The following is a 25014-nucleotide window of genomic DNA, read 5'->3' on the forward strand; positions in this document are numbered from 1 at the left end:
TCTCAAAAACAATAATGCGACTTAACAGTAGCTTTGAGACAGCCTCCATTTAGTAAATTAGTTTACTGAAGATCTCACCTCAGAGGTATCGAAATCTCCTTTTAAGTTCTCATTTAAATAATCTACATATTGAGAATATAGCAGTATATAGCTCATAGTATTATAAGCTACTCCGTGTGCTCCCGGAGGATAGATTCTTAAATCGGCATCTTTTCCATTGTCAATCAGTGCTTTCACTAACTGCATAGTGTTCTGAAAATGCACGTTCTCATCCATAGTAGAGTGAGCTATAAACATCTTGCCCTCTAACCCAGCCGCAGCGGCAGAAGACGCACTAGAGATATAACCGTCTTTGTTATCATTAAGTAAGTCCATATAACGCTCCGTGTAAATACTATCATATAGCCTCCAGTCAGTTACTGGTGCACCTACTAATGACACTTTGAATACACCAGGGTGATTCAACATAGTATAGCTAGACATATAACCTCCATAGCTGTGACCTCTTATGGCCATTTTGTCTCCGTCAACCCAAGGGTTGGTTGCTAAATATTTTACCGTAGCCACGAAATCGGCACTCTCCTGCTCTCCCAAATTACGGTAGACCACCTTTTCAAAAGCACTTCCATAACCACCAGAACCTCTATTATTAACACTTGCTATGATATAACCTTCCTGAGCCAGATACTGCTCCCAGGCGTTAGATGCATACTCATTATAAACAGACTGAGCTCCCGGTCCTCCATAAATATTAAGAAGCAGTGGATACTTTTTATTAGGATCAAAATCTTTGGGTTTGATAAGATAACCATCTAACTTCTGACCATCTTCCGTGGTGAAACTAAATAGTTCCTTGGGTGCATAAAAATGCTCTTTAGCATAAGCAGATACACTTTCATTTTTCTCAAAGCTCTCAATCAACTTACCTTTAGAAGACCATAGCTCTACCTGTTTGGGAGTGGATATATTGCTATAGTTATCAATGTAATACTTGCCGCTAGGAGCTACATTCAAATGATGGTGTCCTTCAGTACGAGTAAGCTTCTTTTTACTTTTACCATTAAATTTAACAGTATAAAGGTGTCTTTCTAAAGGAGAAGCCTCAGTGCTGGTATAATAAATAGTATTGCTTTTTGCATCTACAGCTTCTAGTCTTGTTACTTCCCAGTTGCCTTTTGTTACTTGATTAATGAGCTTACCACTATAGTCATAACGGTAAATATGACTCCAACCATCTCTGTCAGAAATCCAGAAGAACTCCTTTTCATCCTGTGGGAAGAAAAACAAATGATTGATGCCTGCAAAGAAATCAAACACGTCAATCCATTGCTCAGACTTCTCTTCCAGAATAACTTTTCCTTTGCCTGAGGTCACATCATTAAAATACAGTTTCAAATGATTTTGCTTTCTGTTCATTTGAACTACAGCCAGCTTGCCTGCTTCGGCAGTCCAGTATATTCTAGGTATATACCCACCTGCAAGCGGCACATCCATCCACACATTCTTCTTAGTGCTGATATCCAGCACTCCTATTTTAACATCAGGATTAGTGTCTCCTACTTTCGGGTAAGGTACATTCACATATTCTGAATGCTGACCAGCATAGTCAGTCATTTGAAATATAGGCACCTCTCTCTCATCAGATTGCCAGAAAGCGATATATTTACTATCTGGAGACCATGACCAAGCTTGAGCCAAGCCAAACTCCTCTTCATATACCCAACCAAATCGGCCATTGTAAAAATATTCTTCCGCATCAAAAGTAAGCTGTGTTTCCTTTTGGGTACTAAAATCAAACACGAAAAGGTTTCCTCCTCTTTCGAAACCTACTTTAGAGCCATCAGGAGATATCTCAGCAGTCTGCGCATCTTTAGCTACTAGTTTCAAGGATTTATCCGCTACCGAATAAAAGTAGAAATCTGAAATACCTGATCTTCTCCATACCGGACGAAAATTAGTCTGGAAAAGGATGTACTTTGAATCCTCAGACCATTGGAATGACTCATAAGAAAAGGCCTCTTCGCTTCCAGGAAATTTCACTCCTTCAGCTTTAAAGATCATTTCTTCTTTTCCTGTTTTAGGATCAAAAGATTTAATCTGGGGTTGCCCGTCGTCACTGGTATCAATAAAAGAAAAAAGGTCTCCTCCTTCTATCCAGTTTACACTTTGGGGTCCATTTCCGCCAGCAAGTCGGCCACCAGAAAATAAGGCATCTTTAAGATTGGAATACTCCTGCTGAGCCTCTGCTATAGAAGCGGCTAATAGCATGAACAACATGCATACAGAGTACTTATACTTTCTCATATAATACTGTTTTTATAATTAGATGAAAATTAAATAATTGCACAAAAAAAGTGGTTGTGCCAAGTTACCCGTATTTCTGCAAGTTTAATAGCAGAAGGATAAAATGATACAACCACTTGTTATATTCTAGAGTGATTTTAGCCTATGTCTGAAATAAGATCTGTAAGTATGATTACTCCTTCTTTTAGATATTGATCGTCTAAATCAATTTCATCTTCAGGAGTCTTCTTGCCTTCTTTATCAATTTTAGTTCCGTTCATAGATACTCGATTTGCTTTACGCTTTTCGGCCTCTTCCATTTCCTCTTTACGTTTCTCTTCATTAAGAGAAATTCTAGTACGAGCCAAGCTTTCTTTAAGCTCTTTGGTATCTTCAACAAGCTCTTTCAGATCCACGTCGGTTTTCATTCGCTTATTATAATCATTATTAAGCTTACTCACCATTTGAGATGACACCTTGTTGGTAGTGCTAAAGTTAGCACTGCTGATTTGATCCCAAGGTAGCGCACTTTTGTTAGCGCTTTCGCCAAACTCTTTAGCATCAAAAGCAGAAGGAAGGTTAACATCAGGACTCACCCCCATATGCTGGGTGCTGCTACCGGTTACTCTGTAAAACTTCTGCAACGTCAGTTTTAGTTGCCCCACTTTTTCACCATCAGGCACATTCATATACCTAGCTAAGTCAATCATGCTTTGTACAGTACCTTTACCAAAAGTCTGCTCACCTACTACCACGCCTCTGTGATAATCCTGAATGGCCGCAGCAAAAATTTCTGAGGCTGATGCACTGAATCTATTGATCATAACCGCCATTGGTCCATCATAGATTACATCAGGATCTTCATCTTCTCCTACTTCAATTTTATTAGAAGAGCTTCTCACCTGCACTACCGGACCATCTTTTATAAACAGACCTGTAAGATCAATAGCTTCTGCCAATGAACCTCCACCGTTATTTCTAAGGTCCATCATAAGTCCATCTATGCCTTTAGCTTCAAGCTCCTTAACCAGTCTTTTTACATCTCTGGTAGTACTGTTATAGTTAGGATCACCTTTTTGATAAGCCTCGAAATCCATATAGAAACTAGGCAGGGTTATAACTCCAATATTGTACTCCTTACCGTCTTTATTAAAAGGAACTACTTTGGCCTTAGCCTCCATATCTTCCAACTTAATCTTCTCTCTTACTAAAGTAATCTCTTTAGACGGGCCATTTACACCTGTTTCTGCAGGCAATAGTTCTAGTTTTACGGTAGTGCCTTTTGGTCCTTTTATAAGTTCTACTACGTCATCAATTCTCCAGCCTACTACATCTACTATCTCTCCTTCTTCTCCCTGACCTACTCCAATAATTCTATCATTCTCATGCACCAAGTTACTCTTAGCTGCAGGTCCTCCTGGTATCACTTGTATTACCTTAGTATAATCTGCTTCCGTTTGCAAGCGAGCGCCAATTCCTTCTAAAGACAAACTCATGTTTTGTTTAAATCTATCAGAAGTTCTAGGTGAGAAATAGTTAGTATGCGGGTCGAACGCTTCAGCTAAAGTATTCATGTAAAGTTCAAAAACGTCTTCACTTTTATATTGCTGAATGGCTTTATCAAAACGATCATACCTTTTGGTGATCATGTCGGTAATCTCCTCTTGCGTCTTTCCTGTTAGCTTAAGAGAAAGGGCCTGGCTTTTCACCATTTTTCTCCACAAGTTATTAAGCTCTTCAGTATTATTAGACCATCCTTCTTTTGAACGGTCAGTATCATAATATTCGTCTTTAGTATAATCAAACTCATATTTAAGCAAGTGATCTTTCACATAAGCCATTCTATTATCGAATCGCTCTTTAAAAACCTCGTAGATTTCATACGCTGGGCTAACATCTCCTGCTTTTGTAAGATCATCAAGCTGAGTTCTGTATTTTTCGAAACTATCTATATCTGATTGCAAGAAATAAGAATGATTATTATCTAATGTCTCAATATAATCATCTAACACAATCGAAGAGATCGAATCATTGAGTCTGATTTTTTTATAATGATATGTATCTAATATTTGAGTGATTAATTTGGCTTCGTCTCCGTAATAAGGCTTTGGCCGTAAAGTAGTACTGTCATTTGGGTCGTAGCTCAGGTGACTTAAAGAACCTGAACTGTAGGTTATAAAACTTAGCAAAACCAAAACTGGCGCTAATACAAATGTTATCTTCTTCATACGTCTTCTGCTTACTCTAATTATTTCTTCTACGTGTATTATAACGAAATGGGTGTTAGATGTTTTATTAAAGTGTTAAAATATTGTTTTTCATTAGCTCACTTCTTCAGCATTATATTCCCTCAAGAATTTCTGAGCCTGTATAACTGATTGGAAATTATAAGTCCTTTTATGTCCGTCAGCACTAATAATTTCTATGTTTACCAGTTCTACTTCTGCATTACTTCCTGTCTTAGTCAACATTTTCTGCAAGTCTTCTGTTCCTGAAGTAACCTTGGCAATGTTAAACTGAGTAGCTCTTACAGAACCACAATATTGACATTCATAATGCTTTATTAGTTCCCCCTCAGTCGTTTCTGTAGGGGGTATTACAATCTGCTCACGGATCACCTTCATGGTATAAAATCCGCAGTTGTTACACTGTAAAGCTACCAGATGTCCCGGATATTTCTCTATTTTTATCTCTTTAGTCTGATCATCTACCCACACATCATAATCAACTGAAAATACGTTCTCTTCAGCCTGCATACCTTCATCTAAGTGTACATCTTCCTCATCTTCAGAGAGTAACCTCATCTTATTACCTGTAGATGAGTTGATACGTGGCATATACCTCCACTTTCTAAGCTTTTTGTTCAATCTGGTTGGGTAATAGTACTTCAACACAAGCGCTATAACGTAACCAATTAACGTGCCACCAGCTATTCCCATAAACAGCCTTACGGAAAACCATATCCAATCGAAAGAGATAGAGCCTCTGCCATAAGTGTTAATAAGGCAGCCTACAGCAATTCCTAAACTAATAAAACAGAGCTGATAAGTACGTATTTCATACTTGCGCAAATAATCATATTTATCCTTAAACCCCTTTATTCCCGATACTCTTACCTTGTGATAAATATAGATGATTATGGCAATTACGGTGAAGAGAATAGTGCCTATAAACATGGCCTGATGCCATGTACTTAAAAAGGCTTCTCCAGTAGATGATTCTTGCATTACGATTTGTTCGGTTTAGTGGTTCAATCGTTAAATATAACCAAATTGTGTGTGAAATGATTGTTAATAAACAAATAAAATACCTTCAAAAAACGCTACTTGTTAGTCTTTTTTTACACTAAAGTTCACCAGCAGTTAATAACCTATATCTTACTGATTTACAACTACATATAAACTACTAAGAAAGGTTATAGTTTCAACAATATTGTGCAATATTACACAGTCAAACACGTGTAATAATTTGTATTTTTTAATTTATTGGTTATTATTGCATATATTCTTGTGCGGAATTACACAACCATGAATCTTTACCAACAAAAGAAAATTGATCAAGAGTTTATAGTTTTTACGAAAAGGCATTTTGTTAAACCCTCTAAATGTGGAAATCTGGAGCAGATACAATTTTACATCAGTGAACTTACATGTAAGATCGATGAGCTAAGAGCAAGCTTTAATTACGTGCCCGATCAGGCGCACAAGCTTTTATCTCAGTACCAAGAAGCTTTGGATCAAATATTATTATTGGATTTCAAGAATTCTTATTAAAATCAGACGCGATATGGCTTTAATGAACGGTATGCGTTTTATTCCCTCCCCTATTCCGCTTAGGTATAGCCTGGTATACACGGCTACCGCTAATGCGTCAGGAAGGATGCAATACCATAAAATTAAACCCGAAGAATATAAAGAAAGGATCAGCCGGACAGAATTTATAGAGGTATTTAACACAGCTGATATATTAGCCATGCGCCCTATACCGCAAAAATCATCTCCGGTTTTTCAATTGGAATTTTATATTTGAACGCCATCCTACTATTTCTATATAAGGAATTTTTATATATTCGCCTTTAAAATATAATTTTTAATTGAAATAGTAATATGAATTTCAAAATGGGCCTTTTGGGCATAATCACCTTAATCTCCACTCACCTTTCAGCCCAAACACTTAAAGTTGAAGGAGATTTAAGTAAAGTAAAAGGAGTTTCATCAATAGACATACAATTTGACTACTCAAATATGTCAGTGGGCAAATTTGACAAAGAAGAAGATTATCTCACCAAACGAGTAAATGAAAGAAATGAAAAGAAACCTGGTGATGGTGATCAATGGAGAGAAGCTTGGTTTGCTGATAGGGAAAATCGTTTCGAACCCAGCTTTGAGGAAGTTTTAGGTAACTCACTAAAAAAACATGACATTAAAGTAGCTAAAAACCTTAACGATGCGCCAGTAACCATTAAGGTTCATACTTATTTTACAGAGCCAGGCTTCAATGTTGGTGTATGGAAAAAACCTGCTTATATAAATGCAGATGTCATTTTTATAGATAACTCCGATGGCACAGTTTTAGGCACAATGAAGTTCACAAAAGTTAACAGTCGTAACACCAATGCGGATTATGATGCAGGCTTTAGAATAGAGCTCGCTTACATAACCTTATCCAAGCTGGTAGGAAGTCACCTAAGACGAAAAGTATTGAAATGACATAATAAAAATAGGCTGCTTTTAGACAGCCTATTTTTATTTGCTTTGAAATATATTTTACTTCTCTATTATATCCTTCAAACTAGCTGGCGAATAATTAATAGATTTAAGCGTTTTATCATCGGAAGTTCTAAACACTAAGAATTTACCATCTATTTCTTTATAGTAGCACTCTGTTTCTCGCTCCTTTGTGTAATACTCCACAGTAGCCTGAGCCTCCTCTTCCGTTTTACAAGCTTTACTCATGTTAGAGCGCTGTACTTCATCAAAAAGCTCCTTGAACTTATCTCCAAGTCCAAACTCCAGAATAGCTCCTGACAGCACGTATTGAATATCACATAAAGCGTCTGCTACCTCCACCAGATCATTATCTTTAATAGCATCTTCCAGCTCCTTCACCTCTTCTGCTAATAAAGAAACCCTTAAAGCGCACCTTTTTTCATCAGGAATAGTTGGCTCTGTAAGCACAGGGTGTTTAAATGTTTTATGGAATTCTGCTACCTGGTTAAGAGAATCTGGTTGTTTCATAATCTATCTTCAATGTTAAACTCAACCGCAATTTTAATCAATATGCGGTAGGCATGAAAGAATAAATGAATAAATGGTTTTACAGCTAGTAACGACTAAAAGATCTGTGGTGTTTTTCTATATTTGTACCTTATTGAAAAACATCATCAAACAAGACATAAGCGTTCATGATAGATTTTGTAGCTGAATTACAATGGAGAGGTATGATCCACGATATTATGCCTGGCACCGAAGAGCAGCTAAAAAAAGAAATGACTACTGGGTACATCGGTTTTGACCCTACAGCTGATTCTCTGCATATAGGCCACCTTACTCAGATAATGACTTTAGTTCACTTTCAGAAAGCAGGGCACAGACCTTTAGCTTTAGTGGGTGGCGCTACTGGCATGGTGGGTGACCCGTCAGGAAAATCTGCTGAAAGAAACTTATTATCAGAAGAAATTCTAAACCACAACCTGAGTTGTGTAAAAGGCCAACTGCAAAAGTTTTTAGACTTCGACTGTGGAGATAATTCTGCCGAAATGGTCAATAACTATGACTGGTTCAAAGAGTTCAGCTTCCTGGATTTTATTAGAGATGTAGGCAAGCACATTACCGTTAATTATATGATGGCCAAAGACTCTGTAAAGAAAAGGCTGGAAAGCGGAATGTCATTCACAGAGTTTAGCTACCAACTGGTACAAGGCTATGATTTCTATTGGTTAAACCAAAACAAAAACTGTAAGCTACAGCTTGGAGGCTCTGATCAGTGGGGTAATATTGTTACTGGTACAGAATTGATAAGAAGAAAGGCTCAGGGTGAAGCATTTGCCATGACCACTCCTCTTATTAAAAAGGCGGATGGTACTAAGTTTGGAAAAACAGAGGCCGGAGCTGTATGGTTAGATAGAAAGAAGACTTCTCCTTACAAATTTTACCAATACTGGTTAAATGCCTCTGATGAAGATGCAGCCAACTACATAAGAATTTTCACACTTCTAAGCAAAGAGGAAATTGAAAGCGTTGAAAAAGAGCATCTGGAAGCTCCTCATTTAAGAAAACTTCAGCAAGTATTGGCTAAAGACATCACTATAAGAGTGCACTCTGAAGAAGATTATGAAATGGCAGTAAAGGCCTCTCAGATCCTTTTCGGTAAGTCTACTACAGAAGATTTAGTTACTCTGGATGAAGATACATTGCTTTCTGTTTTTGAAGGAGTACCTCAAACACAAATAAGCAAAGCTACATTAGCAGAAACAGCTAATGTTACTGACTTACTCTCTGAAGTAACTGATGGCCTTGTGTTCCCTTCTAAAGGTGAAGCTCGTAAAATGATTAAAGGAGGTGGAGTAAGTATCAATAAAACTAAGATTGCAGATGCCAACCAGCCATGTGATTTTAAACTACTCCAAGATAAATACATATTGGCCCAAAAGGGTAAGAAAAATTACTACTTGATTATAGTAGAATAACAAAAAAGGCCTCAATTGAGGCCTTTTTTGTTATTATTTCTTATTCTTATGGAAGTTAGATTAGAATAATTTCCAACCTACATAAATTTGCATTACTCTGTTTTTAGTGTCGGCAGCATACACGCCATCATCAATGTCAGATACTCCCAGGTTATATCTTACACCACCTACAAGCCCAAGAGGGAGATCTACTCCTGCTCCTAGAGCTAAACTCACATCGGCAGATTTCAATCTATCCTTTACGTCTTCACCATCATCTTCTGCATTGGTTAAAATACCAAATTGAGGACCAGCATGAACGTTAAGAACTTTGAGGAATTTTAATTTTAAAAGTACAGGTATGGTTAAATAATCTAAATCAAAGTCATCAGCACCTTGAGCAGAATACAGCACTTCAGGTTGAATACTGATATTATCATTCAATCCTAAATCTAAAAAAGCTCCAAAGTGATAGCCTGTTTTATTATCGGTATCAATACTACCAACATCAACGTTTGCGAAGTTAGCTCCAGCTTTTATACCCAATCCGATACCTTGAGCATGCAAACCAACAACAGACATTAAGCAAAATAAGCCCAGTAAAGTAATTTTTTTCATGATTTTAAAAAATTTTGTTTTTCAACTTTTGATAAGTTTTTGACATTTAACGTCCACAAAATTTAAATTGTTATTACTTATAAAGCTTATTTTTCATTCTATAAAACAAAAAGGCCATTTCAAATGAAACGACCTCTTCGTAAACTTAAAAAAACAACTATCTTTATTACTCTACTGTCACATTAAACACAAAAGTAGCCTGCACCGTAGCTCCTCCTGAATAGTTATATACCAAAGCTTGTTTAATGGTATACTCATCACCAGAATTAGAATGACCGGGATACTGACCTATGGTAAATGAAAAACCAGATTCATTGAATTCAGAATACACTTTAGCATCTCCGCCCCAGCCTATTACATCGCCATCGGCATCAAACCAATTACCATAGCCGTTAGCTGTAGTCTGAGCATTTAGTGTTCCATTGCTTTCTACTCCATAAAAAGTAATATCACCACCTAAAGCAGCTGCAATATCACTTGGTTGTAATACAAAAGCATAAGCCAGATCTACAAGGTCATTACCCAAGCCTACCGTAGTAGAAGTATAATCACTGCTACTGTTAGGCACAGTAATATTATAAGTAAGCGTGATATCTTCTTCTGTTTCAGTTCCATCAAATGAAATATTTCCATATAAGTCAGTATTAGTAAACTTCACTTTATATGGCCATTGATCGTCATTAGACACATCTTCATCCCAAGGGTGGGGAGCATATGTGTTAGGAGCTCCTGTAACCACAAACCATAGATTTTCAGTATTTTCTGGTACTGTAAAAGTTACAGTGTTGGTAGTACCCTGATTCATGCTTCCGTACTGACGGGTTCCATCAGACAACAAAGCTACATAACCGTACCTCCATCCTGCTCTGGAAGGATTGGCCACCTGATTAAAACCAGATTCGTTAACCAAACCAGTGAACTCAGCAGACACTTGCGTACCTCCATCAGGTACATTTAGTGGAATTACGTTATACCCGGTAGTTCCAGGGCAACGATCATAACTTACTCGATAGCTACCATCATTAAGGGCGGTAGAATTGAAAGTTTGCTGACCGATATAGTCTTCACCTCTTTCTCGCAGAGAATCTAAATCCCAAGTAACGAATTTAGTAGCTGCATCATAGATCTCATCATTAAACTGCTCTGTAGTTATACCAGTTATCCTCATATAAGCCTGAGCCGGGTCTTCAGGATTTTGGGCTTCTCTCCATAATTTACCGATGAAGTCAATGCCATGCTTGTCAGTCCAATAATAATGGATAAAATAACTAGCATATCTATAATGCTCATGGCAAATATGTCTGTGATAATTTTCAGTATAAACCGAGAAGTTGTACGAAGTAAAAGGTTCGTCTGGGTAGCTTTGGAAAGACTGCCACTGAGCCGTCTGCTCCCAAAAAGTATTACCGCCATTACCACCGAATCCATACCTGAAACCTGCTCCTCCTCGTAAATCAGAGAACACCTGATACTGAAAGCTGTGTCCTATTTCATGACCTATAGTAGAGCCTACCGGGTGACAAGTGGCAGGGTTTATCCATAATGCACCAATGGTATCATCATAACCTGAGCCTGTAGCCATCCATTCATCTTGATAATATATGAATATCATCATTTTGTACTCATCCAGCTTAGACTCTCCTACCCCTTTTCGGGCAAACTTTAAAGTATTAATGTTTAATTCATAAAACTCTTCAGCTTTCTCTAATAGATCATCAATATCTACCCTCATGGCTGCGGGAATCGCTTGAGAATTAGGGTCATTATCTTCATACTCTGTATCCCAGAAAACAACAAAGTGCTCAGACTCTCTGCTTCTACCATAATACCATTGGCTGGAACTAGAGTTAAAATCATTATTTCTTAATTCATTAGGAATATATATTTCCAATGAATCTTGTTCTTGTAAGTCAGCCAACTGAGCGTCAGCAGACATCTTTCCTTTCTCATCTTGCGCCAGATCATCATCTGACTGACAGCCCATAGAGAAGAATGAAAAAATTGAAAAAAGCAAAACTATCATTTTTAGACTCAGCCGTTCTGGCTGATAATTTTTGTGATGTTTAAAATTCATAATTTGAGGTTTAGGTTTATAAAAATGAGTCAATCAAAAGTAAGTTACTATATTAATAAATGTCAGATTGAAGCCCTTGATATATCTTTCTATTATAAATAATAAAGATTTAAAGAGACCTCAATCTGACTTAAAAATTACTTTATAATTGCTATAACATGGATTAATTATACCCAGGGTTCTGTACTAAATTTGGATTAGAATTTCTTTGAACTTCTGGTATAGGAAATACGATACGAAATGGATCACTAGGCTTTTTCTGTAACCAGGATTTTGTAGTATATACTCCGAAGCGGATTAAATCCTGTTTTCTATGATGCTCACCTACAAATTCCCATGCTAACTCATCAAGAAATCTTCCATATTGAATATCGTCTCCTCCTTCATAATCAACAATTTGCCCTTCTATATACTCACCGTACTCATATGTACTACCTCCCTGAAGCTCTGCTCCGGTAACTGTAGCTTTTGCAGGGTTGCTTCTAAAATTTCTTTCTCTAATTTGAGTAACTATCTGAGCAGCTTCATCCGCATTACCTGTTCTAAGCAAGCATTCTGCTTTTATCATTAATGCATCCGCAAATCGGAAAAAAGGAATATCATTTCCAGGAGCAACAGTCCAACCTACAGGAATTTCATATTTCACAAACCTGTATCCTTCCCAGTAATAAGCAGAGTCTGCACTGGTAAGGTAATTAGTATATTCAAACTGATGATCACCATCCATCAGTGGTTCATCAGAAGAAGTATATTGTAGACCTCCCAACCATGAATCTTGCAAACGACTATCATCTTCATCATAGGTATCAATAAACTGCGGAATAGCACAACTCCCTCCCCAAGGCTCAGGCATATCATAAGTCTGGGCACTTAATTGATAAAGTGTTTTTTGAGGATAATGTGTATTTACACTAGAGTATTGACTATCAAACGGAATAGAGAAAATCTCCTCCTGATTATTTTCGTTCTCCACAGCAAAGTTCTCAGCATAAGTTCCTAGCAATGAAAAATTTCCGCTTTCAATAATATCATCCACCTGCTCCATGGCATCTCCCCATCTTTCTTGTCCTAAATAAATTTCTGAATTGAGGTATAATTTAGCCAAGGTCATTTTTGCTGCCCAAACAGTAAATCTGCCATAAGTTTCTATAGTATTCTCTTCTCTCAAATAAGGCATAGCTTCCAACAATTCCGTTTCTATAAATGTATACACAGCATCACCTTCTGCCTGCTCAGGCAAAAAGCCATCAGGAACATCATATTCTGTAACAATAGGCACATTTCTGAAATTGTCGTACAATAAGTAATAATAAAATGCCCGTAAAGCACGCAACTCATTTATTTCAGCATCTACATTACCTGCATCTTCTAAATTCTCTATAATGTAAATGGATTTATTACACTCATTTATACCTGCATAAACCCTCTGCCACAGATTATTTCCATGATTAATTGTAGGCCCATAAGTATGTTTGTGCATTGTTAAATATAAATCACCCCATCCTATTCCAACTCTAGCTGGCGTAACTATTAAGTCTGATGACTCCTCATATAAATCTAATATACCTTCCCATTGCCAATACACATTTCTCATCTGAATATATCCAGGGGCAATAATTGTTGGTAAATCATCTACAGTAAAGTGTGTATCATTTGCAGATACCTCATCATATATTTTTTCATCCATATCAGTACAGGATGAAAAAATTATGGTTAAGATGAGGGTAACCATCCAACCTTTTATTCTTATTAATTTCATGATTTTCATTTTAGAAGTTTACATTAACACCTAAAGTATAGGTTCTGACAGATGGGAACTTATCCCTATTATCTATACCTTGTATTAAAAGATCATTTCTAGGCACTTCAGGATCAGACCCTTTGTAATCTGTAATAATGGCTAAATTTGATCCTGATAAATAAAATCTTAGAGAATTGATAAATTTCACTTTGGACATATTCACTGAATACCCTAAGGTGGCATTTTCCACTTTTACATAGTCTGCATCTTCAATATAATAACTAACATAGGTCTGGCTTAAATACCCTAACCTTCTCTTTCCATAGACATCATCCATGGCCGATTTCAATACATTGTAATTAATGTTAGGGTTTTCATAGAACATCCTTTGCTGGTTCATAAGTTGGAATCCAAAAGCACCATTTAAAACCACACTTAAATCAAAATTTTTATACTTGAAAGCATTAGTCCACCCTGCTCTATATTTTGGAATACCATTTCCTAAGTACTGTTTATTTTCGTCTATAGAAAAGGCATTATCCTCCATTACTTGTCTTTCACCATTAGGCAATTCAATTACCCATAACCCATCTTCGTTAATATCTACAGACTTAAGCCCCCAGAAATTCCCCACGGCTTTACCTGGCTCCAACCTGTGTGAAGCCATTGAAATAGGATCTCCAATGCCATAAGTATTAACAAAGTCTCCTTCTATCTCATACAAATCATTAGACAAAGAAATTAGCTCATTTTTATTATGAGAAAAGGTGAGAGTAGTATTCCATTGAAAATCATTCGACCTAACAGGTATAGCTTCTAATAATATTTCTATCCCTTTATTTTGCATCTCGCCCACATTTGCTAATGTCTCAGAGTATACATTTGGTGGCTGGGGTACTGGGTACCTCCATAATAAGTCTTTAGTTTTCTTATTGTAGAAATCAATGCTACCACTAATTCTACCATCTAATAATCCAAAATCCACTCCTATATTAACCTCTCCTGATCGCTCCCACTTCAAATTTGGATTCGGATTGCTTATTGCCTCTAAGGCATTTATCCAAGTACCTCCATTAAAGAAATAATCCCCATAGTAAGAAAGTAATGGCTGAGACAAACCAGATTCTGATGGAATTACTCCAGTAACACCATAACCAGCTCGTAGCTTCAAAAAGCTAACTGAGCCAAGACCATCCATGAATGACTCATTACTTATGGTCCAACCTGCTGATACTGAAGGAAATGTTCCCCATTTATAATTATCACCAAATTTAGAAGAAGCCTCTCTCCTTACACTAGCTAACAAATCGAACCTGCCATCAAAACCGTATTTTACCCTTCCAAAAAATCCAACAAGGGTATTATCATTTTTATAACTATCCATTCTTGCCTCTCCACGTAATAGGGCTCTTCCTGCTGTTATATTATGATAACTATATGTATCTGTAGGGAAATCAAAGTTATTAACCCATCCGCCTTCGTTTATATTATATTGATAACTATACCCTGCTAGAAAACTAATATTATGTTTTCCAAAACTTTGAGAATATTTTGAAGTTAACTCCATATAATCTGTACGGAGTTGATCATCAGCTCTGGAGGCAAAGCCAGCCCTATTTGAACTAGTAACTGAATTATAGTGTTTGCTAGTCTCATAATAGCCCCTAAAATTGTTACTTCTGTCAGTAGACAACATTAAATTAGTTTCCCAATTATCAAGTAAAAACAGGGATATATTAGAGGTAAATCTTGTCCAATTGTTAGTGAGTTCCCCTTCAGTCTCTTCTAACATTCCTACCGGATTAATGTATTGCAGACGTGAGGTTTCTATCCAATCATCATTATCATCTTTAATTTTCAGTAATGGATTACGCATTAAAGCATTCCTATATATTAAAGAATTAAAAGATTGCCCATCACCTAAGGATCCTGTTTTTTGAGTTCCTCTTAAAAAATTGACACTTATTTTTAATTTATCATCAAAAAAGAATTGACTTAAATTCAAGTTAACTCTTAACTCCTCATTATCAGACCCTTTAAATACTCCATCCTGATCCATATAATTAACACTGGCAGAATAGGTAGAAGATTCAGTACCTCCTTGAATCATCAGGTTATGATTCTGAATATAGCCTGTTCTACTTATTTCATCAAGCCAATCTGTATCCGATATTTCACCACCATAAGTTTCTGCCTCCTCTATAAAGTTATTTCGGAAATTAAACTCTTCAGCGTACTCTAAATATTCACTAGCAGTCAAGAAATCAGGTTGATTAAATTGTTTCGAAATAGCTGAATAATGAGAGTAAGTAATAGTGGCAGGAGTATCTCTTTTTCCTCCTTTTGTAGTAATTAGAATTACCCCATTAGCACCTCTAGTACCATAAATAGCTGCGGCAGAAGCATCTTTAAGCACGTCAATAGAGACAATATCTGCCGGTGCAACTGTATTAAAGCTACCTGGCACACCGTCTATTAATACCAACGGAGCCGTAGAACCCTCAAGCGTAGACACACCACGTAGCGATATATTAGCCGAGGCTGATGGATCTCCTGATCCATTAGTAATGTTAAGCCCAGCCACTTTGCCTTTAATTAACTCTGAGGCATCCCTCATAGCTCCGGTAGTAAAATCTTCAGACTTTACACTAGCAACGGCACTGGTTACTTCAGACTTCTTCTGAGTACCATACCCCACCACTACTACTTCATCTAGCTGGTTGATGTCTTCTTCCAAGCTAATATCTATGGTGCTGCGGCCGTTTACTGTTACTTCTTGTGTTTTATAGCCTATAAAGGAGAATACCAAAACTGTATTCTCATTCTTTACATTTACAGAATACTTTCCGTCGCCATCTGTAATTACACCGGTACTAGTACCTTTTACTAATACCGAAACTCCCGGCATACCCATTTGATCTGTACCAGAAACTACAGTACCAGATACCACATTTTGTGCCTGAGAAACCTGCGCAAAAAACATCATTGTTAAAATGATCAGCAAAGGCTTAATCAAAGCTTGCACCTTACCATCATGGTAAGATGAAGCCTCCGTTGCCTTCACCGGTTTAAGTAAGTTTTGTTTCATTCTTGGTTTAATTTAATCGTTAAATTTTATTCATATAGCCTTAACAAAGGTTGCATATATGAGCCATTTGCTAGCGCACAAATGTTTAATCTCTCATCACTATTGTTTCAAAAACCTTTATTTATTTGGCTTTTTCAGCTAAAACAAGAATTTATTCCGTCAAAACACATAAAAACCATTATTTGAATTGCACCAACACTTCCGCCTCAAAATAATAGGAAAGTGATAGGTAGAAGAGCCAATGAAGCTGCCATTTTGCATAGGGTTAAAAGCAAAAACACCAGACCGAAATCGGCCTGGTGCAACATTTAAGAAAAACAACTAATTAATCTTTATTCTTCTATATTGAGGGTGAAGTTAAATCTTGCCATTTGCTGCTCATAGCGCAAGAGTATGGAGACATTAAATGAATCGCCAAGGTCATTACCCGACTCAAACTGTCCTATAGTAAACAAACCGTCTTCTCCGGTGGAATACTCCACAAACAATGAACAGCCTTCCGTTCCATAATTAACTACCTCACCATTGTCAGCATACCAAAAGCCATTATTAGCAGTCTGCACATCTGTAAAATATCCTGCTTCGCTTAAGCTATACAATGTATATCCAGCCCTGAGCTCATCTTCTGTAGTACCAAAGTGACTGGCCAATTCAGCAAAGTCAAAATTAATCGCCGTGGTCTCATAACCGGTTTGAACTGGCTGATCTACCGAAAAATCATAAGTTGCTACAAAATCAGGCAAAATGGTTAAATTGAAATTGTAGCGTACATATCGCCCCTCATAGCTAAGTGCCAAATAGGCATGGTATTCATCTAAATCACTAGCAGCATCAGGAAATTGGCCAATATTAAATACTTCATTATCCTCTATATACTCTACATACAACGCACTGCCCTCTTCTCCATAGCTTATTATCTCACCTTCACCGGTATACCAAAAACCATTACTTGCAGTATAATCACCAGAATACAACCCTCCTTCAGGAGTAATACCGACTACTGTTAAGTTTCCTTCTAAGTCATCTACAGATACTCCAAGGGCAGTAGCTACCTCTTCAATATTTAATTCTATTGGTAATGCTGTATATTCATTATCGGCTGGCTGAGCTACAGAAAATTCATAAGTCGCTACAAAATCAAGAGCAGACTGATTTATAGTAACCAGGAAATAAGTATAATCAGTATCCATATCAACTTCATACTCATCAGATGAAAAACTGACAGGTAATAAGTAGGTTCCAAGGCTTAAACCTGTTGCATTCAGATCAAAATCAAAACTTATAGACTGTTCTTCTTGATTTACAGATACTGAATTGAAGCTATAGTTAGCAACTGGTAATATAGGGTATTCGGTACCTTGAGCATTATTATAAACATCTACATTTTCTTCAGAAATTTCCCAGCTCATCTCTTCAACATCAATTTCTGACATATTATAATACCCCGTAATACTCATACTTGCCAGCTCAGTAGTATCATAAGCAGCTACTCGATACTCATAGGTAGTAAAGGACACCGTTGGCACTTCTAACCCAACATGAATCAATAATTGTGTCATCTGGTCATTTACTTGCAAGTCTCCATTATCCTGAGCTATGAGTTTTATGGGCAGTACCAAATTGCTCGCTTCTTCTATGCCTAAATCCTCCATAAGAGCAGAAGATTGAAAGACAATTTCCAAATCGGTTTCTTCTTGCTCAAGATTTACGGATGCTGGTAATGAATAATACTCAGGAGAGAGCACCTGATATTCAGTTCCGTATAAGGCATTATAACTATTTAACAGGGAACTGTCTACCGCTATCTGCACTGTTAGAGCTGATTCTTCTGCGTATTTAATGACTGTATTATAGCTTTGTGCCTCTTCAGTAGTTATTAACTTTGCCGTTTGAAAACCATAGTGGTCAAAGGCCAAATCAGTTTCCTCAGGCATTTCTGAAGCTGCTTCATCCACTTCTAGCTCTTCATTACAACTCGCCATAAACAGCACCAGAAGTGCTAAAAAGTAATATTTTATATTTTTCATTTCCATTCGTTTATGGTAGTACAATTAATTTGAGGCTCTGGTATACGTATGCATCTGGGTAGTGATGATAAATGTACCGGTAGCCAGATACTGAAATGAAATCAATCCACCCAGGTCTTGATCAAGCTCCTCGATATATTCTTCAGGAATCTTAAAATCATATCTGGCAGAAACATCAGACCACAGATCTCCTTCTATTACCAAATCATTGAAATAAGGAAATTCTATGCCTTGGTAGTGCGGCATTTGATGCACGAAGGCAGTATCAGTTCTTATGAGTGGATACCATGGTGCCCAATTATCAAAAAACGGATATGAAGATGATCGACGGCCTACCTCTCCTTCAGCAGGATTAAAGGCATCTCCATTTCTATCTAAAAAACGATATATACAAACCGTACTGTCACCACCACCTATATATTCAACATCTACCGTAATGTGTGCGTCATCAGTATAATTAACACCATCATCTATCAAGGTTACTCGCTTGTAATTCATTCGATAAGCCTCTTCTACTTCAGTCAATTGTATTTCACAGGCATTTTCAATTATATATTCACCTTTCTGGTTTCCTACTTTTACATCTATATAATAGGTACCTGTAGCCAAATAGCCAGTCGCGGCACTAAACTCCAGTCTACCTCCTATTGGGTTAACCGCAAAGGGCATTACCAAACTATCCTGTACCTTTGCGGCCAGCATTTCTACTGTACTATCCTGGTATGTGATAGTACCAGTGAAAGTGACAATATTGCCTGGTGTAGTGAATGATTCTGTAACATCATTACCATCGGCATCTCGCACGCTAACCAGCTCGGCTTGCAAAGGTGAAGTAGAGCCGTTAGCCACTATGGGTGAAGAAAAAGTGGTAACACCTACAGGAGCTTCAAAAGGATTTACATTATAAAATATATGATCACTGAGATAGCCTACCTCAGGTTTTTCGCAAGCAATAACACCGAGGATAATGATTGCTATAGATAGTATTATATTTCTATTCATATTACTTCCTTTATTTTAATCTTCAGACTCTTCTGAGAACAGCCCAAAGACATGTTGATAATTTAAAGTATGCAGTATAACTCCGTTACCATTTTGAGTCCTTACCCCTGTAGTCTGACAGCGCTCTTCTTCCATCCCCTCTTTACAGTAATACAAGAAATAAACAGGAGAATCTGAGTATACATAGTATTGATCCTCTGTGGTCATAATTCTTTTAATGGTAATCTCCGTGCCACCTTCTGTAGTATATAAATCACCAGAGGTGCTGGCTGCTTCTAACGTAATAGGTTCATTAAACACATACTGAAGAAGCTCTTCAGGCTGAATTTCATCCAGCATATTATTAAGTGTAAAAACGGTATCTTCTACATTAGTTTGGTCTCTTAAAGTATCCGTTCTGGAGGTAAGATACCGCTCTATACTATAGTCAGTAGGGGCGAAAAATGTCCCTGCATTATTTATTTCATCTTGCAGTTCTAACCGGTCAATGATTTGAATTAAAGTATCAAACATTTGATATTGATTCTGCTGCAAGCACTCATAGGCCGTAAGCTCGGTCTCTGCCGTAGCAGTGCCTCCATCTGTGAGGTAATCATCATAACAAGCCAGGAATGACATGCTAAAAAGCATCAAGACCAATAGATATAGTTTATTTGTTAATTTCATTTGTCTTAGTTAAAGGTTCATGTTATTCCATTTCTGATCTCCAGTACTCTGTTTGTACCAAGAGTGGATTCACCTCCATAATAGAAGGCTGTACAGGCCAGTAATACTTACCTTCCTGAAATTCTGCTTCACTAATTTTGTCAGAATCGCTAGAACCAAACTTAAAGATGTTCTTTTCTCGGGCTAGCCGCACCAGATCATAAAATCTATGACCTTCCATAAACAGCTCCCTACCTCGCTCATCTATTATGGCTTCAAACAGTTCACTATCAGGAGCTTCTGATGGCTCAATACCTGCCAGGCCTCGTATATAATCCAGCGTTTGACGTGCTTGTGCATATTTTTGCTGAGCAGCTTGTGCCTCTGCTTGCAATAGAGCTATACCCGCCAATCTGAAAATGACGATATTATTAAAACCCAAAGCATAGGTATCTGTAGAATAATCTATGTTAGCATATTTGAGAAGCACAGGATAGTCATCATCAAACTGCCAAAAGCCTTCCGTTCTGCGCAAGTCATTCTCATCATTAAACAAGGTCTGCCTAAGCGTAAGAGTATCAAATGGCCAAAGGGTAGCATCCGTAACTGTGGTAAGATAATCATCTCTCAGTAGGTAGTTACTTATTCCTCCTGCTGAGGCTGCATTAGCTTCATTGTCTGCATTTTGGGCTATTTCAAAAATTGATTCTGAAGATTGACCACTAAATATATCCAGATAATCATTTCTATCTACATAAGAGTAATTACCACTGCTAAGCACCATTTCAGCCGCTCTTTCGCAATTTTCATAGTCTCCTTGCCATGCATAGATATTAGCCAGTAGTGTCCAGGCCGCTCCTGCATTTGCTCTCACCGCCACATCTTCAGCATTTAAGTATTCCCAGCTCAGGTGAGTCAAGGCAGCCTGACAATCTTCAATAGCTTTGGCTATTACGCGTTCTTTATCATCACGGTAATAGTCATTCAGATCCACTACATCTACAGTGTTATCATTAATGATAGGTACATCACCCCAAACCCGAGCCATGTAGAAGTATGAAAATGCACGCACAAAATAGGCCTCACCCATAAACTGATTAAAGGCCGCATCATAATCAGCAAAATTATCTTCCGGAATAGTAGGTATACGCGCTAAACAAAGATTTGCCTGACGGATGGTAGCATAGAAATACTGAAAATTTCTTAGCCTGTACATAATGGCATTGGTTTCTGTAGCGGCTACAGCCAATCCCCAGTCTACTTCCTGCACATAGTTATAGTCTACTATATCTCTATCTGAAGCAAATACATCAGTAGGTAAGTCTCCATAAGCATAATATGCTAAAGCACTGTTGAGCGTTTTCCTGAGTTGAGAATAGCAACCTGCTACACCGGAGTTTGCCTCTTCTTCATTATTCCAAAAGGTTTGGTCTGCCACATCACTTATGGGGTCTTCATCCAAAAAATCTGAACATGAACCACTCACAATAAGCAGAAAGCAGATGACCAAGCGTTGCAACTTATATAATTTTCTATCTTTTTTCATTCTATTGTATTTAGGGAGATTAAAAACTGGCAGTTAGACCAAGTGTAAATTTCATGGCCAGTGGGTAAGTGCTACCATTGCTATATCCATCTGCTCCCACAGCCTCAGGATCAGGCAGTGTACTATCTGTAATAAGCAATACATTGTCTACCATACCATACACACGAAGGCCAGATAAGCCAATCTTATTACCAAAAGTATCTGGCAACTTATAGCCTAAGGAGATATTCTTTATGCGGAAAAAGCTACCGTTTTCTATAAAGTTCTCATTGGCAATATGAAATCTGTCTAAGCGCACGTTAGTTAATGATCCGTAGTCGGCCTCTTCATCTCCGGGGCCACGGTAGTAATCTATGTCACCCACTATACCTAAAGTAGCATATGGTCCCCAAGCAGTCCAGGGAGTATCACTTCGGCTACCATTAAGCCTGTCTGAGGTATAACCATTCCACACTTCTCTACCCAAAATAAATGAGCAAAGTATGCTTAATGACCAGTTTTTGTAAGTGAAGGTATTGGTTAAACCTCCTGTAATTTCAGAGTTAGGGTCTCCTCCATATATTTTGTCATTGGCATCTATGTTATAATCACCATTTTGATCTACATAAATAGGGTCTCCAGCTCTTATAGTGTTACCATAATAAGTCATCTTATCTCCGGTAAGTGGATCGGTAGGCACGGCCTCATCAGAGGTATAAACACCATCCATTTGCCACACTCTATATTGGAAAAGTGGCTGACCAACTGTGAGTGTATATTGCATCCAAGGCTGACCTACAGTAAGATCTTTTCCTCCATTAGGCAACTCGGTAATGTAATTTTCATTAATACCCAATACCAGCGTGGTATTCCATTGTAGCGGACCTTTGGGATTAAGGTTGGTAGTATTAAGCGTAAACTCCACACCAGTATTTCTCAGCCCCACGGCATTACCACTGTAATAATTATAACCAGAGGTAACAGGTGCAGTCATATTATTAAAGAATAAATCTTCAGAATCACGCGAATACCAATCTACCTGAAGGTTAACCCTATTATTTAACAAGGATAAATCAGCTCCAATATTTACCTGCGGATAACGCTCCCAGGTTACATTTCTATCGCTGGCAATATTCTCATAGTTAGGTGAAATAGCTGTAGTACCATTATAGGTAGTAGCAGTAGCACCATTATTAAAACCAAATGAAGAGGTATAATAAGTGGCATTACTACCCAATAAATTATAGCGAGCATAATAGTATGAAGGATCATTACCCGTGACTCCATAACTAGCTCTGATCTTAAAGCTATTAATGACATTAGTCAAAGGCATGAAAAACGGCTCTTCAGACACTATCCACCCGGCAGATACTGAATAGAAATCAGCCCAGCGCTTGGCTTCATTATACCTGGAAGAAGCATCTCTTCTGTAACTAGAGGAGAACAGATATTTGCCTTTGAAATCATAATTGGCTCTACCAAAAAATCCTAAACGACCTCTTTGCTCTGAGTAAGTCTCTGAATACAGGCCTATACCTGGAGATACACTATAGATAGTATTAGCGAGCACGCCATTTCCATAGGCATAAGTTCTTTTATTTTGCTGACGAGATGCTTGTTGACCTAAAATAAATGAGAAGTTATGATCTCCTATAAGTCGTGAATACGTAAAGTAATTCTCTACCTCCCATCGGCTGGTTTCATAATCCCAATTCTGAGCTATATCATAATCGTTACCATTAATCAAGTGACTATATAAATAATCTCTGCGGTTATTTCTATAAGTCTGCGAGAAAGAACTGGTAAACATTAAGCCTTCATATAAATCAATATTCAGCTTAGCATTTGACATGATGGTAGTAGTTTTATCATCATCCAAATTTCCGATCTGTCCTCTGTATGTATCTACCTCTTCATCAGTCAGATACCATAATGAAGAAGGGAAGTTCCAGGTCGAGAATGGGAAGTTGCTTCCATCTCCATAACCGTGTTTAATATCTACAAAAGAAGGAGCAATATCTACCGTAAAATTAATACGCTTTTTAGGGTTTAAAGACAAGTATACTCTTGGCGATACCCTCGTTAAAGAATAACCGATCATTACACCTTCCTCATTATAATAACCTAACGATACTCTGTATTGGTTATCTTTAAATGAACCACTAATACTAGCATCTCCATTATAGAGCATACTATTCTGCACAAAAATATCTTGCCAGTCTCTGTTATTATTAAAAGAGCCATTCAAGCTATCAGTGAGCATCATGTTAAAGTTTTCATGATCCATAGTACCGAAGTTATTATAGATCATATCTAACTTTAAATCACGCTCATCAGAGCCTGTAATTACATTTCTCAATGTGGGTTTTACGCCTACACCAGCATAAAAATTAACATTGATTTGAGGTTTGTCGCTTATAGTGCCACGCTTGGTTTTAATAATAATAACACCATTAGCTCCTCTGGAACCATAGATAGCAGCTGCAGAAGCATCTTTCAATACATCTATAGACTCAATATCATTTGGGTTAATGGCAGTAAGCGGGTTATTACCATAGGCACTGGGCATGTCATTAACATTATAAATCATACCGTCAATAACATACAGTGGGTAACTCACCCCTCCTAGCGAAACACTATTGGAGCCCCTGATATTTACAATGGTATTGGCTCCTGGCTCACCTGATGTACTCAGCGAAGTAAGTCCGGCCACCTTTCCACTAAGTATCTGATCTACTGAACTGTAAGGCACATTCTCAATCTGCTGAGATGATACACTGGTCATGGCCGCTGTTACTTTCTTACGATCCATATTCTGATAGCCGACAGCCACCACAGTAACCTCATCTAAATTTTTAACCTGCTCTTCAAGCGCCACATTAATTACAGACTGATTACCCACTACAATTTCCTGCCTCTTAAAACCAATAATGCTAAACACCAGAACATTTTCCGGTGAGCTCACTTTGATATTAAAATTACCGGATACATCAGTGATGGTACCTTTAGAGGTTCCCTTCACCAAAACGGTAACGCCAGGTAGTTCCTCACCATCGGCAGAAGTAACTTTTCCTGAAATTGCAGTTTGAGAATATGACAGGCTGTAGAATAATACGCCTATCAATAATAAAAAGACCCTGATTAAGTGTAAAGACTTCACATATTTGTAATAGCCATTTCCACCTACACTCTCTTCAGAAGAATGTTCCCTGGGTACTTTAACCCGGGACGGGCTTCGTAGAAGTTGTTTCATATTCGGCTTGCGGTTTAATTAGTTAAATTGTCTCCGCAATATTGTATTGTTAGCCTAAATCAGTTCGCACATATGTATTTAAAGGCTGAAC

The 25014-nt window shown here is 37.6% G+C and carries 16 protein-coding genes; 3 read left to right on the top strand and 13 right to left on the bottom strand.

Annotated features, from left to right (window positions below; all coding sequences use genetic code 11):
* Positions 1-57 precede the first annotated feature (57 nt).
* From LVD15_RS23075 to LVD15_RS23085, 3 genes are all read right to left on the bottom strand, one after another.
* On the bottom strand, positions 58-2304 hold the full coding sequence (locus LVD15_RS23075) for a S9 family peptidase (RefSeq protein ID WP_233777546.1): 2247 nt from the start codon (positions 2302-2304) through the stop codon (positions 58-60).
* A 137-nt stretch (positions 2305-2441) separates the two neighbouring features.
* Positions 2442-4511 (bottom strand): carboxy terminal-processing peptidase, encoded by a 2070-nt coding sequence (locus tag LVD15_RS23080; protein ID WP_233777547.1) that lies wholly within the window; start codon positions 4509-4511, stop codon positions 2442-2444.
* Positions 4512-4604: 93 nt separating this feature from the next.
* Positions 4605-5510 carry a hypothetical protein gene (locus tag LVD15_RS23085; protein WP_233777548.1) on the bottom strand — a complete coding sequence of 302 codons (906 nt, stop codon included), beginning with the start codon at positions 5508-5510 and terminating at the stop codon, positions 4605-4607.
* 559 nt (positions 5511-6069) lie between these two features.
* On the opposite strand from LVD15_RS23085, the gene LVD15_RS23090 reads away from it, so the two are divergent.
* A complete protein-coding gene (locus LVD15_RS23090; protein WP_233777549.1) occupies positions 6070-6312 on the top strand; it encodes a hypothetical protein in 243 nt (80 codons plus the stop codon).
* 77 nt (positions 6313-6389) lie between these two features.
* Positions 6390-6992, top strand: coding sequence for a hypothetical protein (locus LVD15_RS23095; protein ID WP_233777550.1), 603 nt, complete (start codon positions 6390-6392; stop codon positions 6990-6992).
* A gap of 57 nt (positions 6993-7049) precedes the next feature.
* On the opposite strand, the gene LVD15_RS23100 is transcribed toward LVD15_RS23095, so the two are convergent.
* Entirely contained in the window at positions 7050-7520 is a 471-nt protein-coding gene (locus tag LVD15_RS23100; RefSeq protein WP_233777551.1) for a pyrophosphohydrolase domain-containing protein, read from the bottom strand.
* 167 nt (positions 7521-7687) lie between these two features.
* Between LVD15_RS23100 and tyrS the strand changes: the two genes are divergently transcribed.
* Positions 7688-8971 carry a tyrosine--tRNA ligase gene (tyrS, locus tag LVD15_RS23105; RefSeq protein ID WP_233777552.1) on the top strand — a complete coding sequence of 428 codons (1284 nt, stop codon included), beginning with the start codon at positions 7688-7690 and terminating at the stop codon, positions 8969-8971.
* 60 nt (positions 8972-9031) lie between these two features.
* Here the strand turns inward: tyrS and LVD15_RS23110 are convergent, their stop codons facing one another.
* The 9 genes from LVD15_RS23110 to LVD15_RS23150 all read right to left on the bottom strand — a co-directional run bounded on the left by LVD15_RS23110 (position 9032) and on the right by LVD15_RS23150 (position 24923).
* Positions 9032-9568, bottom strand: a complete 537-nt coding sequence (locus LVD15_RS23110; protein ID WP_233777553.1) for a porin family protein — start codon at positions 9566-9568, stop codon at positions 9032-9034.
* Positions 9569-9734: 166 nt separating this feature from the next.
* A complete protein-coding gene (locus LVD15_RS23115) occupies positions 9735-11642 on the bottom strand; it encodes a DUF4859 domain-containing protein (protein WP_233777554.1) in 1908 nt (635 codons plus the stop codon).
* A 163-nt stretch (positions 11643-11805) separates the two neighbouring features.
* On the bottom strand, positions 11806-13401 hold the full coding sequence (locus LVD15_RS23120; protein WP_233777555.1) for a RagB/SusD family nutrient uptake outer membrane protein: 1596 nt from the start codon (positions 13399-13401) through the stop codon (positions 11806-11808).
* A gap of 10 nt (positions 13402-13411) precedes the next feature.
* Positions 13412-16471: a SusC/RagA family TonB-linked outer membrane protein gene (locus LVD15_RS23125; RefSeq protein ID WP_233777556.1), complete on the bottom strand. Its 3060-nt coding sequence runs from the start codon at positions 16469-16471 to the stop codon at positions 13412-13414.
* Between the two features lie 332 nt (positions 16472-16803).
* Positions 16804-18498 carry a DUF4859 domain-containing protein gene (locus LVD15_RS23130; RefSeq protein ID WP_233777557.1) on the bottom strand — a complete coding sequence of 565 codons (1695 nt, stop codon included), beginning with the start codon at positions 18496-18498 and terminating at the stop codon, positions 16804-16806.
* Positions 18499-18522: 24 nt separating this feature from the next.
* On the bottom strand, positions 18523-19500 hold the full coding sequence (locus LVD15_RS23135; RefSeq protein ID WP_233777558.1) for a hypothetical protein: 978 nt from the start codon (positions 19498-19500) through the stop codon (positions 18523-18525).
* A gap of 15 nt (positions 19501-19515) precedes the next feature.
* Complete coding sequence (locus tag LVD15_RS23140; RefSeq protein ID WP_233777559.1) at positions 19516-20166, bottom strand: fasciclin domain-containing protein; 651 nt, start codon at positions 20164-20166, stop codon at positions 19516-19518.
* Between the two features lie 22 nt (positions 20167-20188).
* The gene (locus tag LVD15_RS23145) at positions 20189-21691 is read right to left on the bottom strand and encodes a RagB/SusD family nutrient uptake outer membrane protein (RefSeq protein WP_233777560.1); all 1503 of its coding nucleotides are present in this window, start codon (positions 21689-21691) and stop codon (positions 20189-20191) included.
* 19 nt (positions 21692-21710) lie between these two features.
* Positions 21711-24923, bottom strand: a complete 3213-nt coding sequence (locus LVD15_RS23150) for a SusC/RagA family TonB-linked outer membrane protein (RefSeq protein ID WP_233777561.1) — start codon at positions 24921-24923, stop codon at positions 21711-21713.
* Positions 24924-25014: the final 91 nt, after the last annotated feature.

Source organism: Fulvivirga maritima (assembly GCF_021389955.1).
Classification (GTDB): domain Bacteria; phylum Bacteroidota; class Bacteroidia; order Cytophagales; family Cyclobacteriaceae; genus Fulvivirga; species Fulvivirga maritima.

Coding starts and splice junctions, on each gene's coding strand:
- LVD15_RS23075 (WP_233777546.1), bottom strand. CDS start 2,304: ATGAGAAAGTATAAGTACTCTGTATGCATGTTGTTCATGCTATTAGCC.
- LVD15_RS23080 (WP_233777547.1), bottom strand. CDS start 4,511: ATGAAGAAGATAACATTTGTATTAGCGCCAGTTTTGGTTTTGCTAAGT.
- LVD15_RS23085 (WP_233777548.1), bottom strand. CDS start 5,510: ATGCAAGAATCATCTACTGGAGAAGCCTTTTTAAGTACATGGCATCAG.
- LVD15_RS23090 (WP_233777549.1), top strand. CDS start 6,070: ATGGCTTTAATGAACGGTATGCGTTTTATTCCCTCCCCTATTCCGCTT.
- LVD15_RS23095 (WP_233777550.1), top strand. CDS start 6,390: ATGAATTTCAAAATGGGCCTTTTGGGCATAATCACCTTAATCTCCACT.
- LVD15_RS23100 (WP_233777551.1), bottom strand. CDS start 7,520: ATGAAACAACCAGATTCTCTTAACCAGGTAGCAGAATTCCATAAAACA.
- tyrS (WP_233777552.1), top strand. CDS start 7,688: ATGATAGATTTTGTAGCTGAATTACAATGGAGAGGTATGATCCACGAT.
- LVD15_RS23110 (WP_233777553.1), bottom strand. CDS start 9,568: ATGAAAAAAATTACTTTACTGGGCTTATTTTGCTTAATGTCTGTTGTT.
- LVD15_RS23115 (WP_233777554.1), bottom strand. CDS start 11,642: ATGAATTTTAAACATCACAAAAATTATCAGCCAGAACGGCTGAGTCTA.
- LVD15_RS23120 (WP_233777555.1), bottom strand. CDS start 13,401: ATGAAATTAATAAGAATAAAAGGTTGGATGGTTACCCTCATCTTAACC.
- LVD15_RS23125 (WP_233777556.1), bottom strand. CDS start 16,471: ATGAAACAAAACTTACTTAAACCGGTGAAGGCAACGGAGGCTTCATCT.
- LVD15_RS23130 (WP_233777557.1), bottom strand. CDS start 18,498: ATGAAAAATATAAAATATTACTTTTTAGCACTTCTGGTGCTGTTTATG.
- LVD15_RS23135 (WP_233777558.1), bottom strand. CDS start 19,500: ATGAATAGAAATATAATACTATCTATAGCAATCATTATCCTCGGTGTT.
- LVD15_RS23140 (WP_233777559.1), bottom strand. CDS start 20,166: ATGAAATTAACAAATAAACTATATCTATTGGTCTTGATGCTTTTTAGC.
- LVD15_RS23145 (WP_233777560.1), bottom strand. CDS start 21,691: ATGAAAAAAGATAGAAAATTATATAAGTTGCAACGCTTGGTCATCTGC.
- LVD15_RS23150 (WP_233777561.1), bottom strand. CDS start 24,923: ATGAAACAACTTCTACGAAGCCCGTCCCGGGTTAAAGTACCCAGGGAA.